Consider the following 17,801-nt stretch of genomic DNA (forward strand, 5'->3'; position numbering starts at 1 on the left):
GATGAATGGGCAAAATTGTACAATTAGATGAACATCTTTCCAATAAGATCGCTGCTGGTGAAGTTGTTGAACGCCCAGCCTCTGTTGTGAAAGAACTTGTTGAAAATTCCATCGATGCGAACGCTAAGAGAATAGAGATTGAGGTTGAAGAAGGTGGGTTATCACTCATTCGTGTTCTTGATGACGGGGACGGAATCGAGCCGGAAGATTGTGTACTCGCTTTTAACCGACATGCGACGAGTAAGATTAAAAGTGAGCAAGATTTAATCCAAATTCGTACCATGGGTTTTAGAGGAGAAGCATTACCGAGTATCTCCTCTGTTTCTCAAGTCGAACTCAAATCATCAACGGGTGATGGGCCAGGTGCTTACCTGTTTATTGAGAATGGTAGAATCATAAAACAGCAGCAGACGAATAGCAGAAAAGGTACAGACCTTACTGTTCGTAACTTATTCTATAACACACCAGCGAGATTGAAGCATGTTAAGACCATTCAGACGGAATTAGGAACAATCAGTGATCTAGTGAACAGACTTGCCCTTGCAAATCCAGATGTTTCTTTTCGTTTGAAGCATAACGGAAAAGAGCTTCTGCACACTTCTGGTAACGGAAACCTGCTTCAAATCATCGCATCTGTTTATGGAATACAAACAGCTAAAAACATGATCTCTGTCTCTTTTTCTTCGTTAGATTATGAAGTAACGGGTTTTATAGCTAAACCAGAAATGAATCGAGCGTCACGTCAGTATATGTCCTTCTTTATGAACGGAAGATATATCAAGAACTATGCTCTATCAAAAGCTGTACAGAATGCTTATCATACGTTCCTGCCGATCGGTCGTTTTCCGATTGCTATCTTATCGGTTAAAATGGATCCGACAATTATTGATGTTAACGTTCATCCATCAAAACATGAAGCAAGGTTGAGTAAAGAAGCGGAATTAGTTCAGCTTATTGAAAACGAACTCAGAAAAGTAATCAGAAATCAGCAATTAATTCCGGATGTTCAGTTTAAGAAAAAAGAACCAAAGCAGCCTGATAGAGAAGAACAGCCTTCATTTTCTTTTGATTATCAACGGAAAAAGCAAGAAGTTCAAACTGTCGTAGGACCAGATTTGAAAACCGCACAAAGTGACAACCGTTTCATTATGAATTCAGATGATGCTGATCCTACTCTAATAAGGGAGACCTCACACGATCCAAGGAAAGTTGATGAAATGGATGAGTCTGCGGTGGATTTACTACCGTACCCCGAATGGAATGAAACAACAGTCACGAAAGAGCATGATGATCCTCTTACGGATGCGGTTGTTGATAAAATTCCTGTTATGTATCCGATCGGACAGATGCACGGAACGTATATACTTGCTCAAAATGAGAACGGATTATATTTAATCGATCAGCATGCTGCCCAAGAACGTATTAAATATGAGTATTTCAGAAAAAAGGTGGGGCAAGTGGATCGGGAAACTCAACTGTTAGCAGTCCCTTATACCTTTGAATTTACAGCGAGTGAATCTGCCTTTTTAGAGAGTCACATAGAGACTCTTAGTGAAGTGGGTCTGTTTTTAGAAACCTTTGGACAAAATACTTTTATCGTAAGAGAGCATCCGCAATGGTTTCCGAACGGATATGAAAAAGAAATTATACTGGATATCATCCAGCAGGTAGTCGATTATAAAAAAATTGATATCGAAAAACTAAGAGAAGATGCAGCGATCATGATGTCATGTAAAGGATCAATTAAAGCTAACCATCATTTAAGGAACGATGAAATTTTTGCTTTGTTAGAATCTCTTCGAACTTCAAGAGATCCTTATACTTGTCCACACGGCAGACCGATAACGATCCATTTATCAACGTATGAACTTGAGAAGATGTTCAAAAGAGTGATGTAGGAGTTAATGATGAAAGAAAAATTAGTTGTGATCATCGGCCCAACAGCAGTTGGGAAAACAAAAACCAGTATCGAACTTGCTAAGCGATTAGACGGTGAAATTATTAGTGGGGATTCTATGCAGATCTATAGAGGTCTAGACATCGGTACAGCGAAGATTACTGAGGAAGAAAAAGAAGGAATTCCTCATTATCTTATAGATATTAAAGATCCTAAAGAAGCGTTCTCAGTTGCTGAGTTTCAAAAGCTGGCGAGGGAACGAATATCTGAAATTAATCAAAGAGGTAAGGTTCCAATTATTGTAGGTGGAACGGGGTTATACGTAAGAGCTGTCACTCATCACTATGAATTCTCAGAAGCAAACCGAAATAACGAGATGAGAGATGAACTTCAAAAAAAGGCAGAGATCGAAGGATCAGAGGTATTGCATGCTGAACTACTCAAAGTCGACCCAAAGCGTGCTAAAGAAATTCATCCGAATAATGTACAGCGAGTTATCAGAGCCCTTGAAATCTACTATACAACAGGCAATGCCCCTTCTGCTGAACAAGGAAAGAAGAGCGAAGAAGAATCTTTATATCAATTAGCCTTAGTTGGATTGACGATGGATCGAGAGCGATTGTATAAACGAATAAACGACCGAGTGGATCTCATGGTTCAACAAGGGGTACTTAACGAAGCGAAGATGCTTTTTGAACAAAACATTACGAATAGTCTTGCGGCGAAAGCGATAGGTTACAAAGAGTTTTTTCCGTACTTTTCGGGGGAAAGTACTTTGGAGGAAGCGATCACTTTGTTAAAAAGAGACTCTAGGCGTTACGCAAAAAGACAATTTACATGGTTTCATAACCAGATGGATGTTGAATGGTTTAGAATGGACGAAGATCCCTTTCACAAAAAATTTCAAGAAATTCAGCACTTTGTTGAAGGGAAATTAGAAATTTCCGAGAATGTATAAGGGTAATGCCCAAAGAGGAGGATCTGTTCACATGAAGCAATCAATCAATTTACAAGATCATTACTTAAACCAGTTACGTCGCGAAAACATTTATGTGACCGTATATTTGCTGAATGGTTTTCAGCTTAAAGGTTTAGTAAAGGGGTTTGACAACTTTACGGTTGTACTAGAGGCAGAAGGAAAACAGCACCTCATTTACAAGCATGCCATTTCAACGTTTACCCCACATCGAAATGTAGATTTGTCTTCTGCAAATACAAATGAATAATAAAATACTCCCTTTTGACCTTTAAAGAGGTCGATAGGGAGTTTTTAAATTTCTACCTTTATTTAGTTTTCCTCCTATTATATCTTCTTCATTTTAGCTGTTTCTAAATAAGCTTCATACCTGTTCAAAGTAAGGTTTGATTTTAATCCAAACCACAATTGAACATCTTCTTCACCTTTTCCTTCTTTTAAAAGATTTAGAATGGCGGTTCTTCTTAAATGTTGAGAACTGATCCCTTCTCTTAGACCAGAGCGTCGGATTTCCTGTCTAAGCATCTTCTGTATAGCGATAACGGTTAATGGTTTTGGCTCATAGTTTCCATAATCAAAGCGATACGTTCCTCTTTGGTAATCAAACGCAATAAAAAAACGATCTGAGGAATAATTACTAGGTCGGATGCTTTCTGGGATATCTTCTTTGTATTGAAACAATAGTCGGTGTGTCTCATCGTCAAGTACGATCAACCTTGTTTCTTTTTTGTTGATCACAGTTAATTCCTGCTGTGTGAGATGAACATGTTTCATTTCTATATTAGTGATTTCCTGCAATGTAATGCCATAACGATAAAGAAGTGAGAGAATCGCTTCATTTCTTTTGATCAATAGGTGTCTGTATTTTTGTTGTTTCTCTGTTAGTCCATCATAAGAAGAAAGGGTTTGGAAAAGGGTTTTGAACTCTTCATCTGAAATAAAGTCATCATCTGTAAATTGAGTGACATCTCTAAGGGTTTGCTCCAAATCATTAAATGGATTGGAAGAGATCTTTCTAGTTGTATGCAGAAAGAAAAAGAGACTTTTTATAACTGTAAAAACTCGTCTACTTGTGGCGGTTCTATATTCTCTTTGCTCAGAAAGAAAAAGAAAATATTCATTTAACGTTAATGAATCTAGGCTCTGTATCACTTGTAAGTCATCTGTTTTTTTAATAACTCGAACCCAAGCAAAAAAATCTAAAAGATCATAATAATAACGCTTAATCGTGCTGTTAGTTCTATCTTTTTTCTGTAAGTGAACAATAAATGAATCGGCATATTCGGGTAAGTGTGGATATTCTTCCATTATTGCCTCCTATAACCTCTTTTTCCCATTATAACAAAGGGTCTTTTTTTTGCATATTTCAACAAAGTCCAATGGAAACTATGGAAAAAAGGATGGTTAAAAAATGCGGAAATTAGGAGTTCTCGTTCTATCTTCAGTTTTCATCTTCAGTGCTTGTTCAGGTAAAACCGGATCTGGAGATGAAACTCTTGATACAGAGCAAGTTAAATACGATACATCAGAAAGAAAGCCAAATACACAAATAGATTCACCTTTAGTTGTCGAAAAGTCCGATGAAGTTCATCAATCAAAGGACCTCGTTCAGCTTGCGGAAAAAGTAAACGGAGTAGATAAGGCGTATGTTATTGTAAGCGGTATTTATACACTAGTAGGTATCGTTCCTTACGAGCCTGTTTCATCAGGGAATGAAAACGATCAACTACGGAAAGAAGTTTATAACGGAATAAAAGGGAACGCACATGGAAGGAATGCAGCGATTACAACGGACCCAGACAAGATCGTGCAAATTAAGAAACTTGGAAACACGGCGTCACATAGTAAACATCATTCAAAAAGTGGAGTATACAATGAGCTAGGGATTTTAATAGGTAAAATTAAGCCATTAAAAGGGCAGTCGAAATCGACTGAAAGGCAAGAAATGCATGAAGAGAAGAATCACATGCGGGATGATCTCTACGAATAAAAACTTTTATTTCCTAAGCAAGCGCAGAAAATGACAAGGAAAGACAAATTATTAACATAATTAATAATATGTTAACAAATAGCGTTTAAAAGTAATGAAAAAAGCATTCTCCGATTTGTGGAGAATGCTTTTAGCTATTTTGACGGGATTCTAAAATCAGACGTTTCATACAGAACTTCTGATGGTTTAACCGTGCTTTTTAATCTTCCAGTTAAGAAGGAAGCGACAGTTATTGCAATGATGGAAATAAGCGCATTTCTAAAACCAAACATCACTACAGCAGAAGACACGATAATAAAATCTGTAACAAACAAGGATAGCCCTCGATTAATATTAGACTTTTGCTCTAAATATAGAGCTAGAATGTGTATGCCGCCTAATGATGCTCCAGAATTTAATACAAAACTAACGCCTATTCCTATCAGACTTCCTGCAATGATCGCAGCTGCGATCGGGGAAATTAGTGGAAGGGCAAGATAATCCATCAGATCTGATATGGCGGATATCAATATGATACAAAGGAACGTCAATAGTGAGAAATTCCAACCCATTTTTTTGATCGATAGAATAAAGAAGGGTAGGTTCACGATAAGAAATAATATACCCCATGTCCAATTCGTCATAAATGATACTAATGTAGCGATGCCCGCGGTTCCACCAAACGTTAAAGTGTGGATGTTTAATAATTTTATACCAATCGCCGTTAAAAACAATCCGATCAATATGTAAAAGCTTTTCTGAAGTTTAATGTGCATGATTTCTTCTTCCATTCGATTCGTACTTTTTTCACATTATTTAACATAACACGGAAATACTGCATACTTGAGTATTTTTATTCATCTGAAAATAGAAAACGCTTACAAAATTATTGATATTTATTCATCTTAAAAACAAGGCTTGTCTTTGTGGTAGATCATAAGACTACAACATAAATTGATAATAGTGGATCATGAAATAATATAGGCATTTGTCACGGAAACAGATATTGTTGCGTATAATGATTTGACTGGCAAAGTGAGGTGGTTCCTTTTGAATGAACCTATTGCGATAAAAAAGCAAAGGCAGATCAATATCGTTTTGAATCAAGCGAACGAAAAATCAAAGATTGATGATGGAGCAGCACTAGCTGGAAAAAAAGAGAAAACTATTGAAAAGCACCAACCTCTAATCAAGATGGAAAAAGACTTGAACCGTTTAGTCGGAATGGATGAATTGAAATTTCATGTGAAAGAGATCTATGCTTGGCTTCATATTAATAAATGCCGTCAAGAATTAGGATTAAAAGCTGAGAAACAAGCTCTTCATATGTTGTTTAAAGGAAACCCAGGTACTGGAAAAACGACCGTAGCTAGAAAATTAGGCACACTGTTTCATGAGATGAAAGTACTCTCAAAAGGCCATCTGATCGAAGCAGAGAGAGCTGATCTTGTCGGTGAATATATTGGGCATACGGCTCAAAAAACACGAGAGCTCTTAAAGAAGGCGAGCGGTGGAATATTGTTCATAGATGAAGCATATTCATTAGGCCGCGGTGGTGAAAAAGACTTTGGCAAAGAGGCGATCGATACACTCGTAAAAGCTATGGAAGACCAGCAGCACGATTTCATACTCATCTTGGCTGGTTATCCTAAAGAAATGGATCGTTTTTTAAAACTCAATCCGGGTTTACCTTCTAGATTTCCTATTGTTATTTCTTTTCCGGATTATTCTGTTGATGAATTAATGGAAATCGCAAAAAGAATGATCACAGAAAGGGAATACATGCTAACAAGAGATTGTGAATGGAAACTAAAAAGTCACATTGAGCGGATAAAGAACAGCAATCCAGGTTCGTTTTCAAATGGAAGATACATCCGTAATATGGTTGAAAAAGCGGTTAGAAGGCAATCAGTAAGGCTCTTAAACGAAACAAATCAAGACAGAAGAACACTGATGACGATTCAAAGTGATGACCTTGTGCTAGAAGAACGGGATTCGATTTGATATGATGAGAGGAGACTATGGAAAGCAGGGATCGCAAATTTGAACAAAAACAATGATTCAGTTCATGAAAAAGCGATACTCGTCGGATGTCAGCTTCCACGGCAGAACGACGAGCGTTTTTTTTATTCAATGGAAGAATTAAAATCTTTAACAAAAACCGCTCAAGGAACTGTGTGTGCGGTTATTACACAAAAAAGAGACCGATATGATTCAGCTACATTTATTGGAAAGGGTAAAGTAGAAGAAATTATCACACTTGAAGAAGAGCTTGAAGCAGATATTATTATTTTTAACAGTGAATTATCTCCTTCTCAAGTTCGCAACTTATCCTCTCATTTCAACGCAAGAGTAATTGATCGAACACAACTAATATTGGATATCTTTGCGCAACGAGCGAAAACAAGAGAAGGAAAGCTTCAAGTAGAGCTCGCGCAGCTTGAATACTTACTGCCCCGTTTATCAGGTATAGGCGCCAGTCTTTCGAGGTTAGGTGGAGGGATCGGAACTCGTGGTCCTGGTGAGACCAAACTTGAAAAAGATCGAAGGCATATTCGGTTTCGTATACACGAGCTTAAAACACAGATTAATTCTGTTGTAAGTCATAGAGAACGATACAGAGAACGCCGCAAACATCAAGGTGCTTTTCAAGCAGCGCTTGTTGGTTATACGAATGCAGGGAAATCGACGATCTTTAACAAATTAACAGAGGCTGATAGTTATGAAGAAGATCAATTATTTGCAACGTTAGATCCTTTGACTCGAAAAGTAAAACTGAAAAGCGGGTTTCAGATGCTGTTAACAGATACAGTAGGCTTTATTCAAGATCTACCAACCTCATTGATCGCGGCGTTCAGGTCAACTTTAGAAGAAGCGGCAGAAGCAAATCTTCTTATCCATGTGATCGACGGGTCTAGTGAGGACCGTAACCAACATGAACAAACGGTCAAACGTATTTTAAGTGATCTAAAGGCATCCCATATTCCGATGCTCACGGTTTATAATAAAAAAGACCAGTTCAGTGAAGATTTTATCCCAGAGAATCCGTCCATATCGATTTCTGCATTAGAGAATAAGGATATTTCCCTGTTACTTGAAACGATCGAAAAAGAAGTGATGAAGCAGATGACGTTTTATGAGGTAAAAGTACCGGCACATGACGGTAAGCTTCTATCACAACTACGTGGAGAAACGATACTTATCAAGCAAGAATTCAATAAAGAAGAATTGGTCTATGAATGCAGGGGATACGCATTATCTTCCTCTTCCATTCCGTCCATCAGCAACAAAGGAGAATAACATGTATTCACAGTTTCAAAATGAAGAGATACTGAAACATACTACAGAAATAGTAACAGAACGTATTGCCAAACAACATAAGTTGATTGATGAGATTAGTGAATTTAATCAGTTAAAAGTGTTGAGAGCATTTCAAAACAATCAAGTAGGAGATCACCATTTTCATCCTTCAACAGGATATGGATACGATGATTCTGGTCGAGATACTCTAGAAAAGGTATATGCAGATGTTTTTGGAGGAGAGGCTGCAATTGTTAGGCCGCAAATCATCTCTGGTACTCATGCGATCACTCTATCTTTATTTGGTATGCTTCGTCCAGGAGATGAATTACTTTATATCACTGGCAAACCTTATGATACGCTCGAAGAAATCGTAGGGATCAGAGGAACAGGTGAGGGGTCATTAAAAGATTACAACATATCCTATCAACATGTAGATCTGACACCTCAAGGAGCTATTAACTTCACGGAAGTCAAACGTGCGATTTCCGAAAAAACGAAAGTGATCGGAATTCAACGCTCAAAAGGTTATGCAGATCGTCCATCTTTTACAGTGAGTGAAATTGAAGAGATGATTTCTTACGTTAAAGAAATCAAATCGGATGTGATCGTGTTTGTTGACAATTGTTATGGAGAATTTGTCGAAGAAAGAGAACCAATCGAAGCAGGAGCCGATGTTATTGCAGGTTCATTGATCAAAAATCCTGGCGGGGGTCTTGCTAAAACAGGTGGTTATATCGCTGGAAAAGAGAACTTGATCAACAGGATCTCATACCGATTAACTTCCCCTGGAATCGGCCGAGAAGCAGGGGCGTCACTATACAGCCTTCAAGAGATGTATCAAGGGTTCTTCCTTGCACCGCACGTAACGGCACAAGCATTGAAAGGAGCAGTATTTACTGCTGCTTTCTTAGAAGAATTAGGAATGGAAACGCGTCCTTCTTATGATGCGAAGAGAACAGATCTTATCCAATCTGTAATCTTTAATGACCGCGAGCGAATGGTTAAGTTCTGTCAAGCTATACAAAAAGCATCTCCGATCAACTCTTACGCGATTCCATATCCTGATTATATGCCAGGCTATGAAGACGATGTGATCATGGCAGCAGGTACTTTTGTTCAAGGTGCAAGCATCGAGTTAACAGCGGATGGCCCAATCCGCCCGCCGTATATTGCGTTCGTTCAGGGTGGTCTGACGTATGAACATGTTAAGATTGCCGTATTAACTGCTGTGGATGAACTTTTAACACATGGGCTTATTAACAAATAAATCATCATTCATTAAATAGCGATAAGAAAAAGAGGTGCACAGCCTCTTTTTTGTTTTGATGTTAATTTTTCTAACATTAGGATTGACATGTGAGCTTTTGTGACATAAGATATAAAAAGAAGTTGAAAGGAGGTAGGCAATATGAACGATATGAATCGTAGGAACTTACCTTTGTTCCCCATCAGCATCGTTATGCAGCTAACTGAATTATCAGCTCGTCAGATTCGTTATTACGAAGAGAACGATCTCATTCATCCTGCACGTACTGAAGGGAATCGTCGTTTATTCTCATTTAATGATGTTGATAAACTTCTTGAGATCAAAGCACTTCTTGAACAAGGTGTGAATCTAGCCGGTATCAAACGAGTCTTTGAACTGAATGAACAGGCAGCAGAATTAATAAAGAACCAGCCGAATGTGCAAGGTGTGCAACAAATTTCCGAATCTGCGCTTCATCGTAGGTTAAAAAGGGAATTGATTCATGCTGGTAGACATGGGAAAACCTCATTAATTCAAGGAGAACTTTCCAGGTTTTTTCATTAAAGATTATTAAATAATACTTACTATGTGAACAATCGCCAATTCAGGCGCTTTATATTAAAGGAGGAGAAAGATTTGTCTAAGTACACTAAAGAAGATATCTTAAGAATGGTAAAAGAAGAAAACGTACGATTTATCCGTCTGCAATTTACTGATTTATTAGGTGTTATCAAGAATGTTGAGATCCCAATCGGTCAACTTGAAAAAGCTTTAGAGAACAAGATGATGTTTGACGGATCTTCAATTGAAGGATTCGTTAGAATAGAAGAATCAGATATGAATCTTTATCCTGATCTAGATACATTCATGATCTTCCCATGGACTTCTGAAAAAGGCAAAGTTGCACGTTTGATCTGTGATATCTTTATGCCTGATGGTACCCCATTTGATGGAGATCCTCGTGGAATCCTAAAGCGCGTTCTAAAAGAGATGGAAGACTTAGGATTCTCTGATTTCAACATTGGACCTGAACCAGAATTCTTCTTATTTAAGAATGATGAGAAGGGTGAGCCGACTCTAGAACTAAACGATAAAGGTGGATATTTTGACCTAGCTCCAACGGATCTTGGTGAAAACTGCCGTAGAGACATCGTTTTAGAACTTGAAGACATGGGCTTTGAGATCGAAGCTTCTCACCATGAAGTAGCGCCTGGTCAGCATGAGATCGATTTTAAATATGCCGATGCAGTAAGCACTTGTGATAACATTCAAACGTTTAAGTTAGCAGTTAAAACGATCGCACGTAAACATGGTCTTCATGCAACATTTATGGCAAAACCATTGTTCGGTGTGAACGGATCTGGTATGCACGCGAACATGTCTCTATTCAAAGATGGAGAAAACGTGTTCTATGATGCTAAATCCGAAACAGGTTTAAGCGAAACAGCAATGCATTTCCTAGCAGGTATCTTAAAGCATGCACAAGATTTTACAGCGATCACGAACCCAACTGTAAACTCTTATAAGCGACTTGTACCTGGTTACGAAGCGCCTTGTTATGTTGCATGGTCTATGCAAAACAGAAGCCCGCTTATTCGTATTCCAGCTTCTCGCGGCATCAGTACGCGTATCGAGGTAAGAAGCGTTGACCCAACAGCTAACCCTTATCTTGCTATGGCAGTATTACTTGCAGCTGGTCTTGATGGAATTAAGAACAAGCTTAACGCTCCAAAACCAATCGATAGAAACATCTATGTGATGGATAAAGAAGAGCGCGAAGCAGAAGGAATCAAAGATCTTCCAGCAACATTAAAAGAAGCCCTAACTCTATTCAGCAAAAACGAAGTTCTTACAACAGCTCTTGGAGCACATGCTACAGAGCACTTCATTGAAGCGAAAGAGATCGAGTGGGATATGTTCCGCACACAAGTTCACCCTTGGGAACGCGAACAATATATGAGCATGTATTAAAATGAAGTAACCCCTGACACATTTTGTGTCAGGGGTTTTTTGATAAAATGTTTAGTTCAGTTTTGCAGCGGTTAAGTTGGCGTCATACAAAAAAGCACCAGTAGGAGTTCTAACTTGAAGCACTTCGTTTTTTTCTAATTGAGTGATGTTAGCCACTTTTGCCAAAGTAGTATCAGGAAATATGGTAGCTGTTGCAATTAGTCGTGAACTAGCATAGATCTCAAAAGTCGGTGAAGGTATATTTAAATTAGCTAGATTAGCATTAAAGGTTATGCCATAATTTCCAGATTTATTTACTACAAGACCGCCAATTGGAGAAACGCCGATATTTTGCGCAAAAACAGTATTGTTTAATGGTATTGTTGCACCAGCAGCAAACTGTGTACCGCTAGTTGTTGGTGCACTAAAAGAAACATACCCTAAAACTTCATCATGTTCTCTGTAGCAAAAAAATGAACTCTCCTCACAGTCTTTAAGCATTCTGTTACAGCAGCTATCCTCTATTGAGTGGTTACACCAGTTTCCATGCCAGTTTTCAAAAAGAGAGGGGTGCTTTTTTTTATTATTTTTACAACCCATAGTTTACCACCTTTTACCTTGTTTTTAATAATGTATGAACATAGATGCTTCTTTGTATGGGTTTGTGAATGAGGGGAATGGTCCAAATACTCACAAGATCATCAGGGAATAGGCTTTTATAGATAGGGTGAATACTATGGTTTGTTAAACACAGTTTTATACTCTTTGTTGCTCTTGCAAGTAGTGGATATCCTCACAAAGTCGCTTTGTTTTTGGTGAGGTATATACGGTTTTTTTTGTTGTACTTATGAAAAATTTCGTAGAAGCTTCAATATCTCTGAATGAATAGTTCCTGCAGAATATTCTTCTGCGTATACCGCATAAAAGGGACGAAAGACAACATGTGGATCGAGGGGGACAAGCTTTCCTTCTAACACTTCCTCTTTAACCATCAAATAGGATAAAAATCCGATGCCGAGTCCTCTAACGGCTAACTGTTTGATTAAGTAATGACTGCTTACTTCAATAATCTCCACCGGTTCAATTCTTTCTAAACGGAGAAATTGATCAGCATATTCCCTAGTGCCCGAACCTTTCTCTCTTAAAAGAAGTGGGGAGGTTTCAATAGCCATTCGATGTTGAGCGTAAAAGCGTAGCTCATCTCTGCTGACTACTTCAACTTGAAAAGGATCTAATCCGCTTGTTCCTTCAACTAAAGCGATATCAATTTCGTTCTTCCTAAGCTCTTCTACAATTTGTTCGTGATTATGAATCATCAACTTTAATTGAATAAATGGATATAGTAACTTAATCTTCTTTACGAAGTCTGGTAACAATACATCGCTTACTGTATGTGTGGCTCCAATTCGTAAGAGTACCTCTTCGTTTCTTTCTTTTATAGATTCTATGTTCCTTGAGATCTCCAACATCTTTTTTCCTTGTTCAAAAACTTGTAATCCAGGGTTTGTTAATTCAAAATCTTGATTCGTACCAGACCTTCGAATAAGTTTCAATCCTAAATAATCCTCTAATTTTTTTATGTGAACGCTAATAGTTGGTTGAGAAAGATTTAAAAATTCACTTGTTTTTGTAAAATGTTTAAGGTGAGCAAGAGTCACAAAACTTCTAATCCAATCTAATTGCATAAGTGAACCTCCATTAATATTCGTAATGATAATAATGATGATTATTCATTTTTATTATAATAGAGCGAGAGATACAATGAAAGGAGGAAGGAAGTGTTGGAAAATGGAATGGCTTTTGTTTGTTATCGGTGGAGCTGTAATTGGTATGATCTCCGGTTTTTTTGGGATTGGTGGGGGAATTATACTGACTCCTGTCCTTTTAGTACTTGGTTATGAACCTAGCCAAGCCATCATACTCTCTTTAATGTTGACATTGGGCTCGACAGTTACTGGCACACTATCTCACTTGAAGATGAAGAATGTAAACATTCGTTTAGCGTGTTTACTCGGATTATTCGGAGTAATAGGAGCTGTTTCGACTGTTCCACTCGTACAAGGGCTCGAAAAAATAAATGGAGCATCAACTGTTATTTCGGCTGTGTATATTATTATCTTGAGCTGGTTTGCTTTCCAATATTTAACCCATAATCAATCTGTCAAAAATGAGAGAGGGAAGTTCTGGATCCTTTTAATTGGTTTGTTTACAGGAATCATGTCGTCCCTAATGGGCGTAAGTGGTGGTTTCGTGATGACACCTTTACTTACAAAAAAAGTTGGTATTGAACTTAAAAAAGCGGTCGGTACAAGTATTGCAGCTGCTTCAATTATTGTAATCTCCGGAATCGGATCTTATGTGTATGGTGGGGCTGAAATGGATTATCGCCACGGTTTGCTACTGATAGGCGGAGCGCTTATCGGCACCCCATTTGGTATTATCAATTTGAAGGTGTTTTCAGTAGATAAGGTAAAAGAAATGCTAGCTGTCTTTTATATTGTGGTCGCATTCAGTGTGGTTTTAAAACTGTTATCTTTAACGAAATTATCTCTTGGGCTCATACTCACAGGGGTAGGACTATTCATTATCGTGCTATTTTATAACCGAGTATCTCGATTATTAAAAGTTTAATTAGAATAATAATTTTTGGTAGGGATGAACACTCTTGACTATATACCCCATAGGGTATATAGTGAGGGTAGATAAAAAATAGGCGGTGGCTAAGTGGAATACGTAAACATTATATTATTTAGTTTAATAGCTTTATTTATCGTTCAACGGTTTATTCCTGTAAAAGGTGTAAGAAATATTTCAACACTTCAATTAAAGAACGAGTTGAAAGATAAGAAAAAACAGTTTATTGATGTCCGAACTGTTGGAGAATTTAAGAGTTATCACATACCTGGATTTACAAACATCCCTCTGCATTCGTTGTCCCAAAATATTAAAGGGTTATCAAAAGATAAAGAAATCTTTGTAATTTGCCAAAGTGGAATGAGGAGTCAAAAAGCCAGTAAGATTCTTGTTAAAAACGGTTTCACTCATGTGGTGAACGTTAAAGGTGGAGTTAGCAGTTGGAGATAGGAGGAATAGAGAATGAAGCAGATAACGGCTAAAGAACTTGAGAAGAAATTAAATGAAGGACACTCTCTTCATACGATTGATGTTCGTGAAACTTCTGAAGTAAAAGAAGGGAAAATACCTAAGACCACCATTAATATTCCATTAGGTTTGTTAGAGTTTCGTATGCATGAATTAGACAAAGCGGAAGAGTATGTTTTGGTTTGTCGATCTGGAGGTAGAAGTAGCCAAGCATATAAATTTCTAGAAAGTCATGGTTTTAACGTAATCAATATGGTAGGCGGTATGGAAGCATGGGAAGGAAAGACCGAGTAATACTTCTTATAAGCAAAACCCCTGACAAAATAGCTGTCAGGGGTTTTCATTTATTTAATTTCAATAGCGGATGCAATATTGTTCCAGTCAGATGCCATGTTCGCAGTCTTACCATACCAATCAGAGTGTTTAAACAATACTCCTTTTCCATAACCTTGCGATGAAGTGTGCTGCCAAAGCGTTGTTGAGTAGCTTGATGAAGGCGATGCAGTACTTAGAGATGAGATTCTGTCATTCCAGCTTGAAGGGAGGTTCTTAAAACCATCTCTCCAATAAATGTAAGCGCCACCTTTGTTTTTGTTCTCATAGAAGTCTGTACAACAAGCACCAGTTCCCATCGTTTCAACTTTCTTTTGCTTTTTAAGCTTGTCCTTTTCGATATAGGCATTCAATTCTTTCATGCTTGTGAATCCATAGGCCAACCAATCGCCGCTGTTATTCTGTTTTGGAAGTACCATAGTTACTTTGATCTGATCATTTAGGAGATTAAAAGCATTAGAATTGACAGCTTTGCCATCCACATTCACGTAGTCAAATGACTTAATCGTATACTCTTTTTCTGCATATGTCTTAGGTGAAAATACTACTGCTACAAGAGCAAAACAAATCATGTAAAGAGATAGTTTTTTGCGCATTATTCTCACTCCTATTACTCATAGTTATTTATTCTAAAATAATGACACTTATCCTCCTTTCGAGTATCTCCTATCAACTAATACAGTTGTCACTCTTACGATTAAAGTTAAACAAAGTGTATAGGAGCTTATTTCTGATAGCTAATTTTGTTACACTGCAAATTTATACTATCCAGGTATAATTTGTAAATGAATAAAAAGACTTAATATTCGGTTAATTTATAGTTTGACTCCTACATTAGGCGAGTAACGGAGTGCCTATGGTAGTATTTAAAAATCTTCAATAGTCTTTGAATTAGATAAGTAATTGGATAAACAAAAAAGAAGTATCAAGTTATTAGATACTTCTCTTAAGTGAAATACTTCAATAATTAATGAATACTTCGGTATACGCCAATCACTTTACCTAATATCGTACAACTCTGTAAGATAATTGGCTCCATCGATGAATTTTCAGGTTGCAAGCGAATATGATTTTTTTCTTTGAAGAATCTTTTTACAGTCGCTTCATCTTCATCGGTCATCGCTACGATGATATCTCCATTATTTGCTGTAGGCTGCTGCTTTACAACAACTAAGTCCTTATTGAAGATTCCTGCTTCAATCATACTATCACCAACAACAGATAACATGAATACGTTCTCGTCCCCGACAACGTGCTCAGGTAGTGGGAAGTATTCTTCTACGTTCTCAACCGCACTGATTGGAAGACCTGCCGTAACTTTACCGATAACAGGGATTGAAACAGAACGAACAGAAGGAATGTTGTCTTCTAAACCTAATACTTCAATTGCTCTTGGTTTTGTTGGATCTCGTCTGATAAGACCCTTTTTTTCAAGTCTTGCTAAATGCCCATGTACCGTTGAGCTTGAAGCAAGTCCAACTGCCTCACCGATTTCACGAACTGAAGGAGGATACCCTTTTTGTGAAACTTCTTCTTTTATGAAAGCCAATATATCCAATTGTCGTCTGGATAATTTAGTCATTTTTTAGCACCTCACCGAATTTTTTATCTACAAAAAGTATATCATGGGGAATTAAGAGATACAAACATAAGTTCGAAAAAATAGTTGACACCGAACAAACGTTCCAGTTATTATAGGTGTAAGAGATGCGAACAAACGTTTGTTGAGAGGGGATATCACAATGAAACAAGGGACAATGCATGTTATTGTATTTTTAGGGTTGTTAGGTGGTATATTTTTTACGTTATCAAATCTTGCCTCACAAGAAGCTCAATATATTGAAGTAACGATTCAGGAGGGAGACTCTCTGTGGAGTCTTTCTGAAGAGTATAACGCAAAGCATCATTATTCTAATTGGGAATTTATAAAATGGGTCGAAAAGAAAAACAGTGTAAATGCGGCAGCTGTTTTTCCAGGACAGAAAGTAATCATACCAGTCAATAAATAAAAAAGCGGGTTTTATACAATGAAAGCAATCATTTACTCCAGAGTTAGTACAGATAAAGATGAACAATTATCTTCATTAGAAAGGCAAGAAGCTGAACTAATGAGGCTAGCGATACAATTTCAATTTGAAGTTGTGAATTGTTACCGTGAAAAGGCAAGTGGATTCTCTTTAGATAGAGAAGAATTGTTAAATATATTAGATCTTGCAAGGGATGGAGAGTTCCAGTGCCTTCTTGTACAAGATGATACTCGTTTAGGCAGAGGAAAAGCTAAGATGGCAATTCTTCATCAGTTGATTAAATACAACATCAAAGTATATACGCTTTCTAATAACGGAGAATACACGTTAACAGAAGCAGACGAAATGGTGCTTGATATTGTGTCAACTGTAGAAGAATACCAACGAAAGCTCCATAATATGAAGATCAAGCGTGGAATGAGAAAAGCGGTTAAAGATGGATATAAACCTCAAAAGAATTTGAAGAATCAAACTGGTGGTGGCAGAGACAAAAAAGAAGTGCCAATCTCTGAGATCGTTAGGTTAAAGAATATGAAGCTTACATTTCATGACATCGCATTAACGCTTAGAGGGTTGGGCTTTAATGTATCTAAAGCGACCGTACATAGAAGATACAAAGAGTATGTGGAAAATACAGATAACTAGAAATTCCTTTCAATCTGCTGTAGGATAGAGTGAAGAATGCTTTAAAAAGGAGTTTTTACTATGTTATCTAAAGAAAAGATGAAACGTATAAATGAACTGTCTAGAAAATCCAAACAATCCGATCTAACATCAGCAGAAAAAGCTGAACAAAAAAAACTTCGTGAGGAATATTTACAGGTTTTCCGTAAATCTTTTGTTCAAGATCTGCATGGTATGACTTTCGTTGATCCTAACGGTGATGATGTAACACCGGAAAAATTAAAAAGAAGTAAAGACAATAAAAAAAACCTTAAACATTAATATACAATACCTATTTACTCTATAGTAGATAGGTATTTTTTTCTGTTGCATTC

The 17,801-nt window shown here is 37.3% G+C and carries 20 protein-coding genes and 1 pseudogene; 15 read left to right on the forward strand and 6 right to left on the reverse strand.

Annotated elements, in window-relative coordinates; translation table 11 throughout:
- Positions 1 to 5 precede the first annotated feature (5 nt).
- Genes mutL through hfq form a run of 3 tightly spaced genes read left to right on the forward strand, consistent with a single transcriptional unit; the run spans position 6 to position 3,123 of the window.
- A complete protein-coding gene (gene mutL / locus P4V41_RS19410) occupies positions 6 to 1,898 on the forward strand; it encodes a DNA mismatch repair endonuclease MutL (RefSeq protein ID WP_328086784.1) in 1,893 nt (630 codons plus the stop codon).
- Positions 1,899 to 1,907: 9 nt separating this feature from the next.
- Positions 1,908 to 2,855, forward strand: coding sequence for a tRNA (adenosine(37)-N6)-dimethylallyltransferase MiaA (gene miaA, locus P4V41_RS19415; protein ID WP_328086785.1), 948 nt, complete (start codon positions 1,908 to 1,910; stop codon positions 2,853 to 2,855).
- A 31-nt stretch (positions 2,856 to 2,886) separates the two neighbouring features.
- Positions 2,887 to 3,123, forward strand: a complete 237-nt coding sequence (gene hfq / locus P4V41_RS19420) for an RNA chaperone Hfq (protein ID WP_066393852.1) — start codon at positions 2,887 to 2,889, stop codon at positions 3,121 to 3,123.
- A gap of 77 nt (positions 3,124 to 3,200) precedes the next feature.
- Here the strand turns inward: hfq and P4V41_RS19425 are convergent, their stop codons facing one another.
- A complete protein-coding gene (locus P4V41_RS19425) occupies positions 3,201 to 4,181 on the reverse strand; it encodes a site-specific integrase (RefSeq protein ID WP_328086786.1) in 981 nt (326 codons plus the stop codon).
- Between the two features lie 103 nt (positions 4,182 to 4,284).
- Here P4V41_RS19425 and P4V41_RS19430 point away from each other — a divergent pair, with 103 nt between their 5' ends.
- Positions 4,285 to 4,863 carry a YhcN/YlaJ family sporulation lipoprotein gene (locus P4V41_RS19430; RefSeq protein ID WP_328086787.1) on the forward strand — a complete coding sequence of 193 codons (579 nt, stop codon included), beginning with the start codon at positions 4,285 to 4,287 and terminating at the stop codon, positions 4,861 to 4,863.
- 134 nt (positions 4,864 to 4,997) lie between these two features.
- On the opposite strand, the gene P4V41_RS19435 is transcribed toward P4V41_RS19430, so the two are convergent.
- On the reverse strand, positions 4,998 to 5,618 hold the full coding sequence (locus tag P4V41_RS19435) for a YitT family protein (protein ID WP_328086788.1): 621 nt from the start codon (positions 5,616 to 5,618) through the stop codon (positions 4,998 to 5,000).
- Between the two features lie 274 nt (positions 5,619 to 5,892).
- On the opposite strand from P4V41_RS19435, the gene spoVK reads away from it, so the two are divergent.
- The 5 genes from spoVK (at position 5,893) to glnA (ending at position 11,362) form a co-directional block, all read left to right on the forward strand.
- Positions 5,893 to 6,846, forward strand: coding sequence for a stage V sporulation protein K (gene spoVK / locus P4V41_RS19440; RefSeq protein WP_328086789.1), 954 nt, complete (start codon positions 5,893 to 5,895; stop codon positions 6,844 to 6,846).
- 39 nt (positions 6,847 to 6,885) lie between these two features.
- The gene (gene hflX / locus P4V41_RS19445; protein WP_328086790.1) at positions 6,886 to 8,142 is read left to right on the forward strand and encodes a GTPase HflX; all 1,257 of its coding nucleotides are present in this window, start codon (positions 6,886 to 6,888) and stop codon (positions 8,140 to 8,142) included.
- A gap of 1 nt (position 8,143) precedes the next feature.
- The gene (locus P4V41_RS19450) at positions 8,144 to 9,412 is read left to right on the forward strand and encodes a methionine gamma-lyase family protein (RefSeq protein WP_328086857.1); all 1,269 of its coding nucleotides are present in this window, start codon (positions 8,144 to 8,146) and stop codon (positions 9,410 to 9,412) included.
- Between the two features lie 141 nt (positions 9,413 to 9,553).
- Entirely contained in the window at positions 9,554 to 9,955 is a 402-nt protein-coding gene (locus tag P4V41_RS19455; RefSeq protein WP_328086791.1) for a MerR family transcriptional regulator, read from the forward strand.
- Positions 9,956 to 10,027: 72 nt separating this feature from the next.
- Positions 10,028 to 11,362, forward strand: a complete 1,335-nt coding sequence (gene glnA, locus P4V41_RS19460; RefSeq protein ID WP_328086792.1) for a type I glutamate--ammonia ligase — start codon at positions 10,028 to 10,030, stop codon at positions 11,360 to 11,362.
- A gap of 51 nt (positions 11,363 to 11,413) precedes the next feature.
- Here glnA and P4V41_RS19465 read toward each other — a convergent pair whose 3' ends face one another.
- A complete protein-coding gene (locus P4V41_RS19465; RefSeq protein WP_328086793.1) occupies positions 11,414 to 11,941 on the reverse strand; it encodes a hypothetical protein in 528 nt (175 codons plus the stop codon).
- Positions 11,942 to 12,186: 245 nt separating this feature from the next.
- On the reverse strand, positions 12,187 to 13,026 hold the full coding sequence (locus tag P4V41_RS19470; RefSeq protein ID WP_328086794.1) for a LysR family transcriptional regulator: 840 nt from the start codon (positions 13,024 to 13,026) through the stop codon (positions 12,187 to 12,189).
- 103 nt (positions 13,027 to 13,129) lie between these two features.
- Here P4V41_RS19470 and P4V41_RS19475 point away from each other — a divergent pair, with 103 nt between their 5' ends.
- From P4V41_RS19475 to P4V41_RS19485, 3 genes are all read left to right on the forward strand, one after another.
- Positions 13,130 to 13,972: a sulfite exporter TauE/SafE family protein gene (locus P4V41_RS19475; protein ID WP_328086795.1), complete on the forward strand. Its 843-nt coding sequence runs from the start codon at positions 13,130 to 13,132 to the stop codon at positions 13,970 to 13,972.
- Between the two features lie 93 nt (positions 13,973 to 14,065).
- The gene (locus P4V41_RS19480; protein ID WP_328086796.1) at positions 14,066 to 14,425 is read left to right on the forward strand and encodes a rhodanese-like domain-containing protein; all 360 of its coding nucleotides are present in this window, start codon (positions 14,066 to 14,068) and stop codon (positions 14,423 to 14,425) included.
- Positions 14,426 to 14,437: 12 nt separating this feature from the next.
- Positions 14,438 to 14,737: a rhodanese-like domain-containing protein gene (locus P4V41_RS19485; protein ID WP_328086797.1), complete on the forward strand. Its 300-nt coding sequence runs from the start codon at positions 14,438 to 14,440 to the stop codon at positions 14,735 to 14,737.
- 50 nt (positions 14,738 to 14,787) lie between these two features.
- On the opposite strand, the pseudogene P4V41_RS19490 reads toward P4V41_RS19485, so the two are convergent.
- Positions 14,788 to 15,297, reverse strand: a pseudogene (locus P4V41_RS19490) (hypothetical protein); the annotation flags it as partial.
- 446 nt (positions 15,298 to 15,743) lie between these two features.
- Entirely contained in the window at positions 15,744 to 16,358 is a 615-nt protein-coding gene (lexA, locus tag P4V41_RS19495; protein ID WP_066289770.1) for a transcriptional repressor LexA, read from the reverse strand.
- 160 nt (positions 16,359 to 16,518) lie between these two features.
- Between lexA and yneA the strand changes: the two genes are divergently transcribed.
- From yneA to P4V41_RS19510, 3 genes are read left to right on the forward strand one after another with little or no spacing between them, the layout of a single operon-like run.
- Complete coding sequence (gene yneA / locus P4V41_RS19500; protein WP_066393884.1) at positions 16,519 to 16,785, forward strand: cell division suppressor protein YneA; 267 nt, start codon at positions 16,519 to 16,521, stop codon at positions 16,783 to 16,785.
- 18 nt (positions 16,786 to 16,803) lie between these two features.
- Positions 16,804 to 17,448, forward strand: coding sequence for a YneB family resolvase-like protein (locus P4V41_RS19505; RefSeq protein ID WP_328086798.1), 645 nt, complete (start codon positions 16,804 to 16,806; stop codon positions 17,446 to 17,448).
- Between the two features lie 60 nt (positions 17,449 to 17,508).
- Positions 17,509 to 17,748: a DUF896 domain-containing protein gene (locus P4V41_RS19510; RefSeq protein WP_328086799.1), complete on the forward strand. Its 240-nt coding sequence runs from the start codon at positions 17,509 to 17,511 to the stop codon at positions 17,746 to 17,748.
- Positions 17,749 to 17,801 lie beyond the last annotated feature (53 nt).

The organism is Fictibacillus nanhaiensis (assembly GCF_036213205.1).
Taxonomy (GTDB): domain Bacteria; phylum Bacillota; class Bacilli; order Bacillales; family Fictibacillaceae; genus Fictibacillus; species Fictibacillus nanhaiensis_E.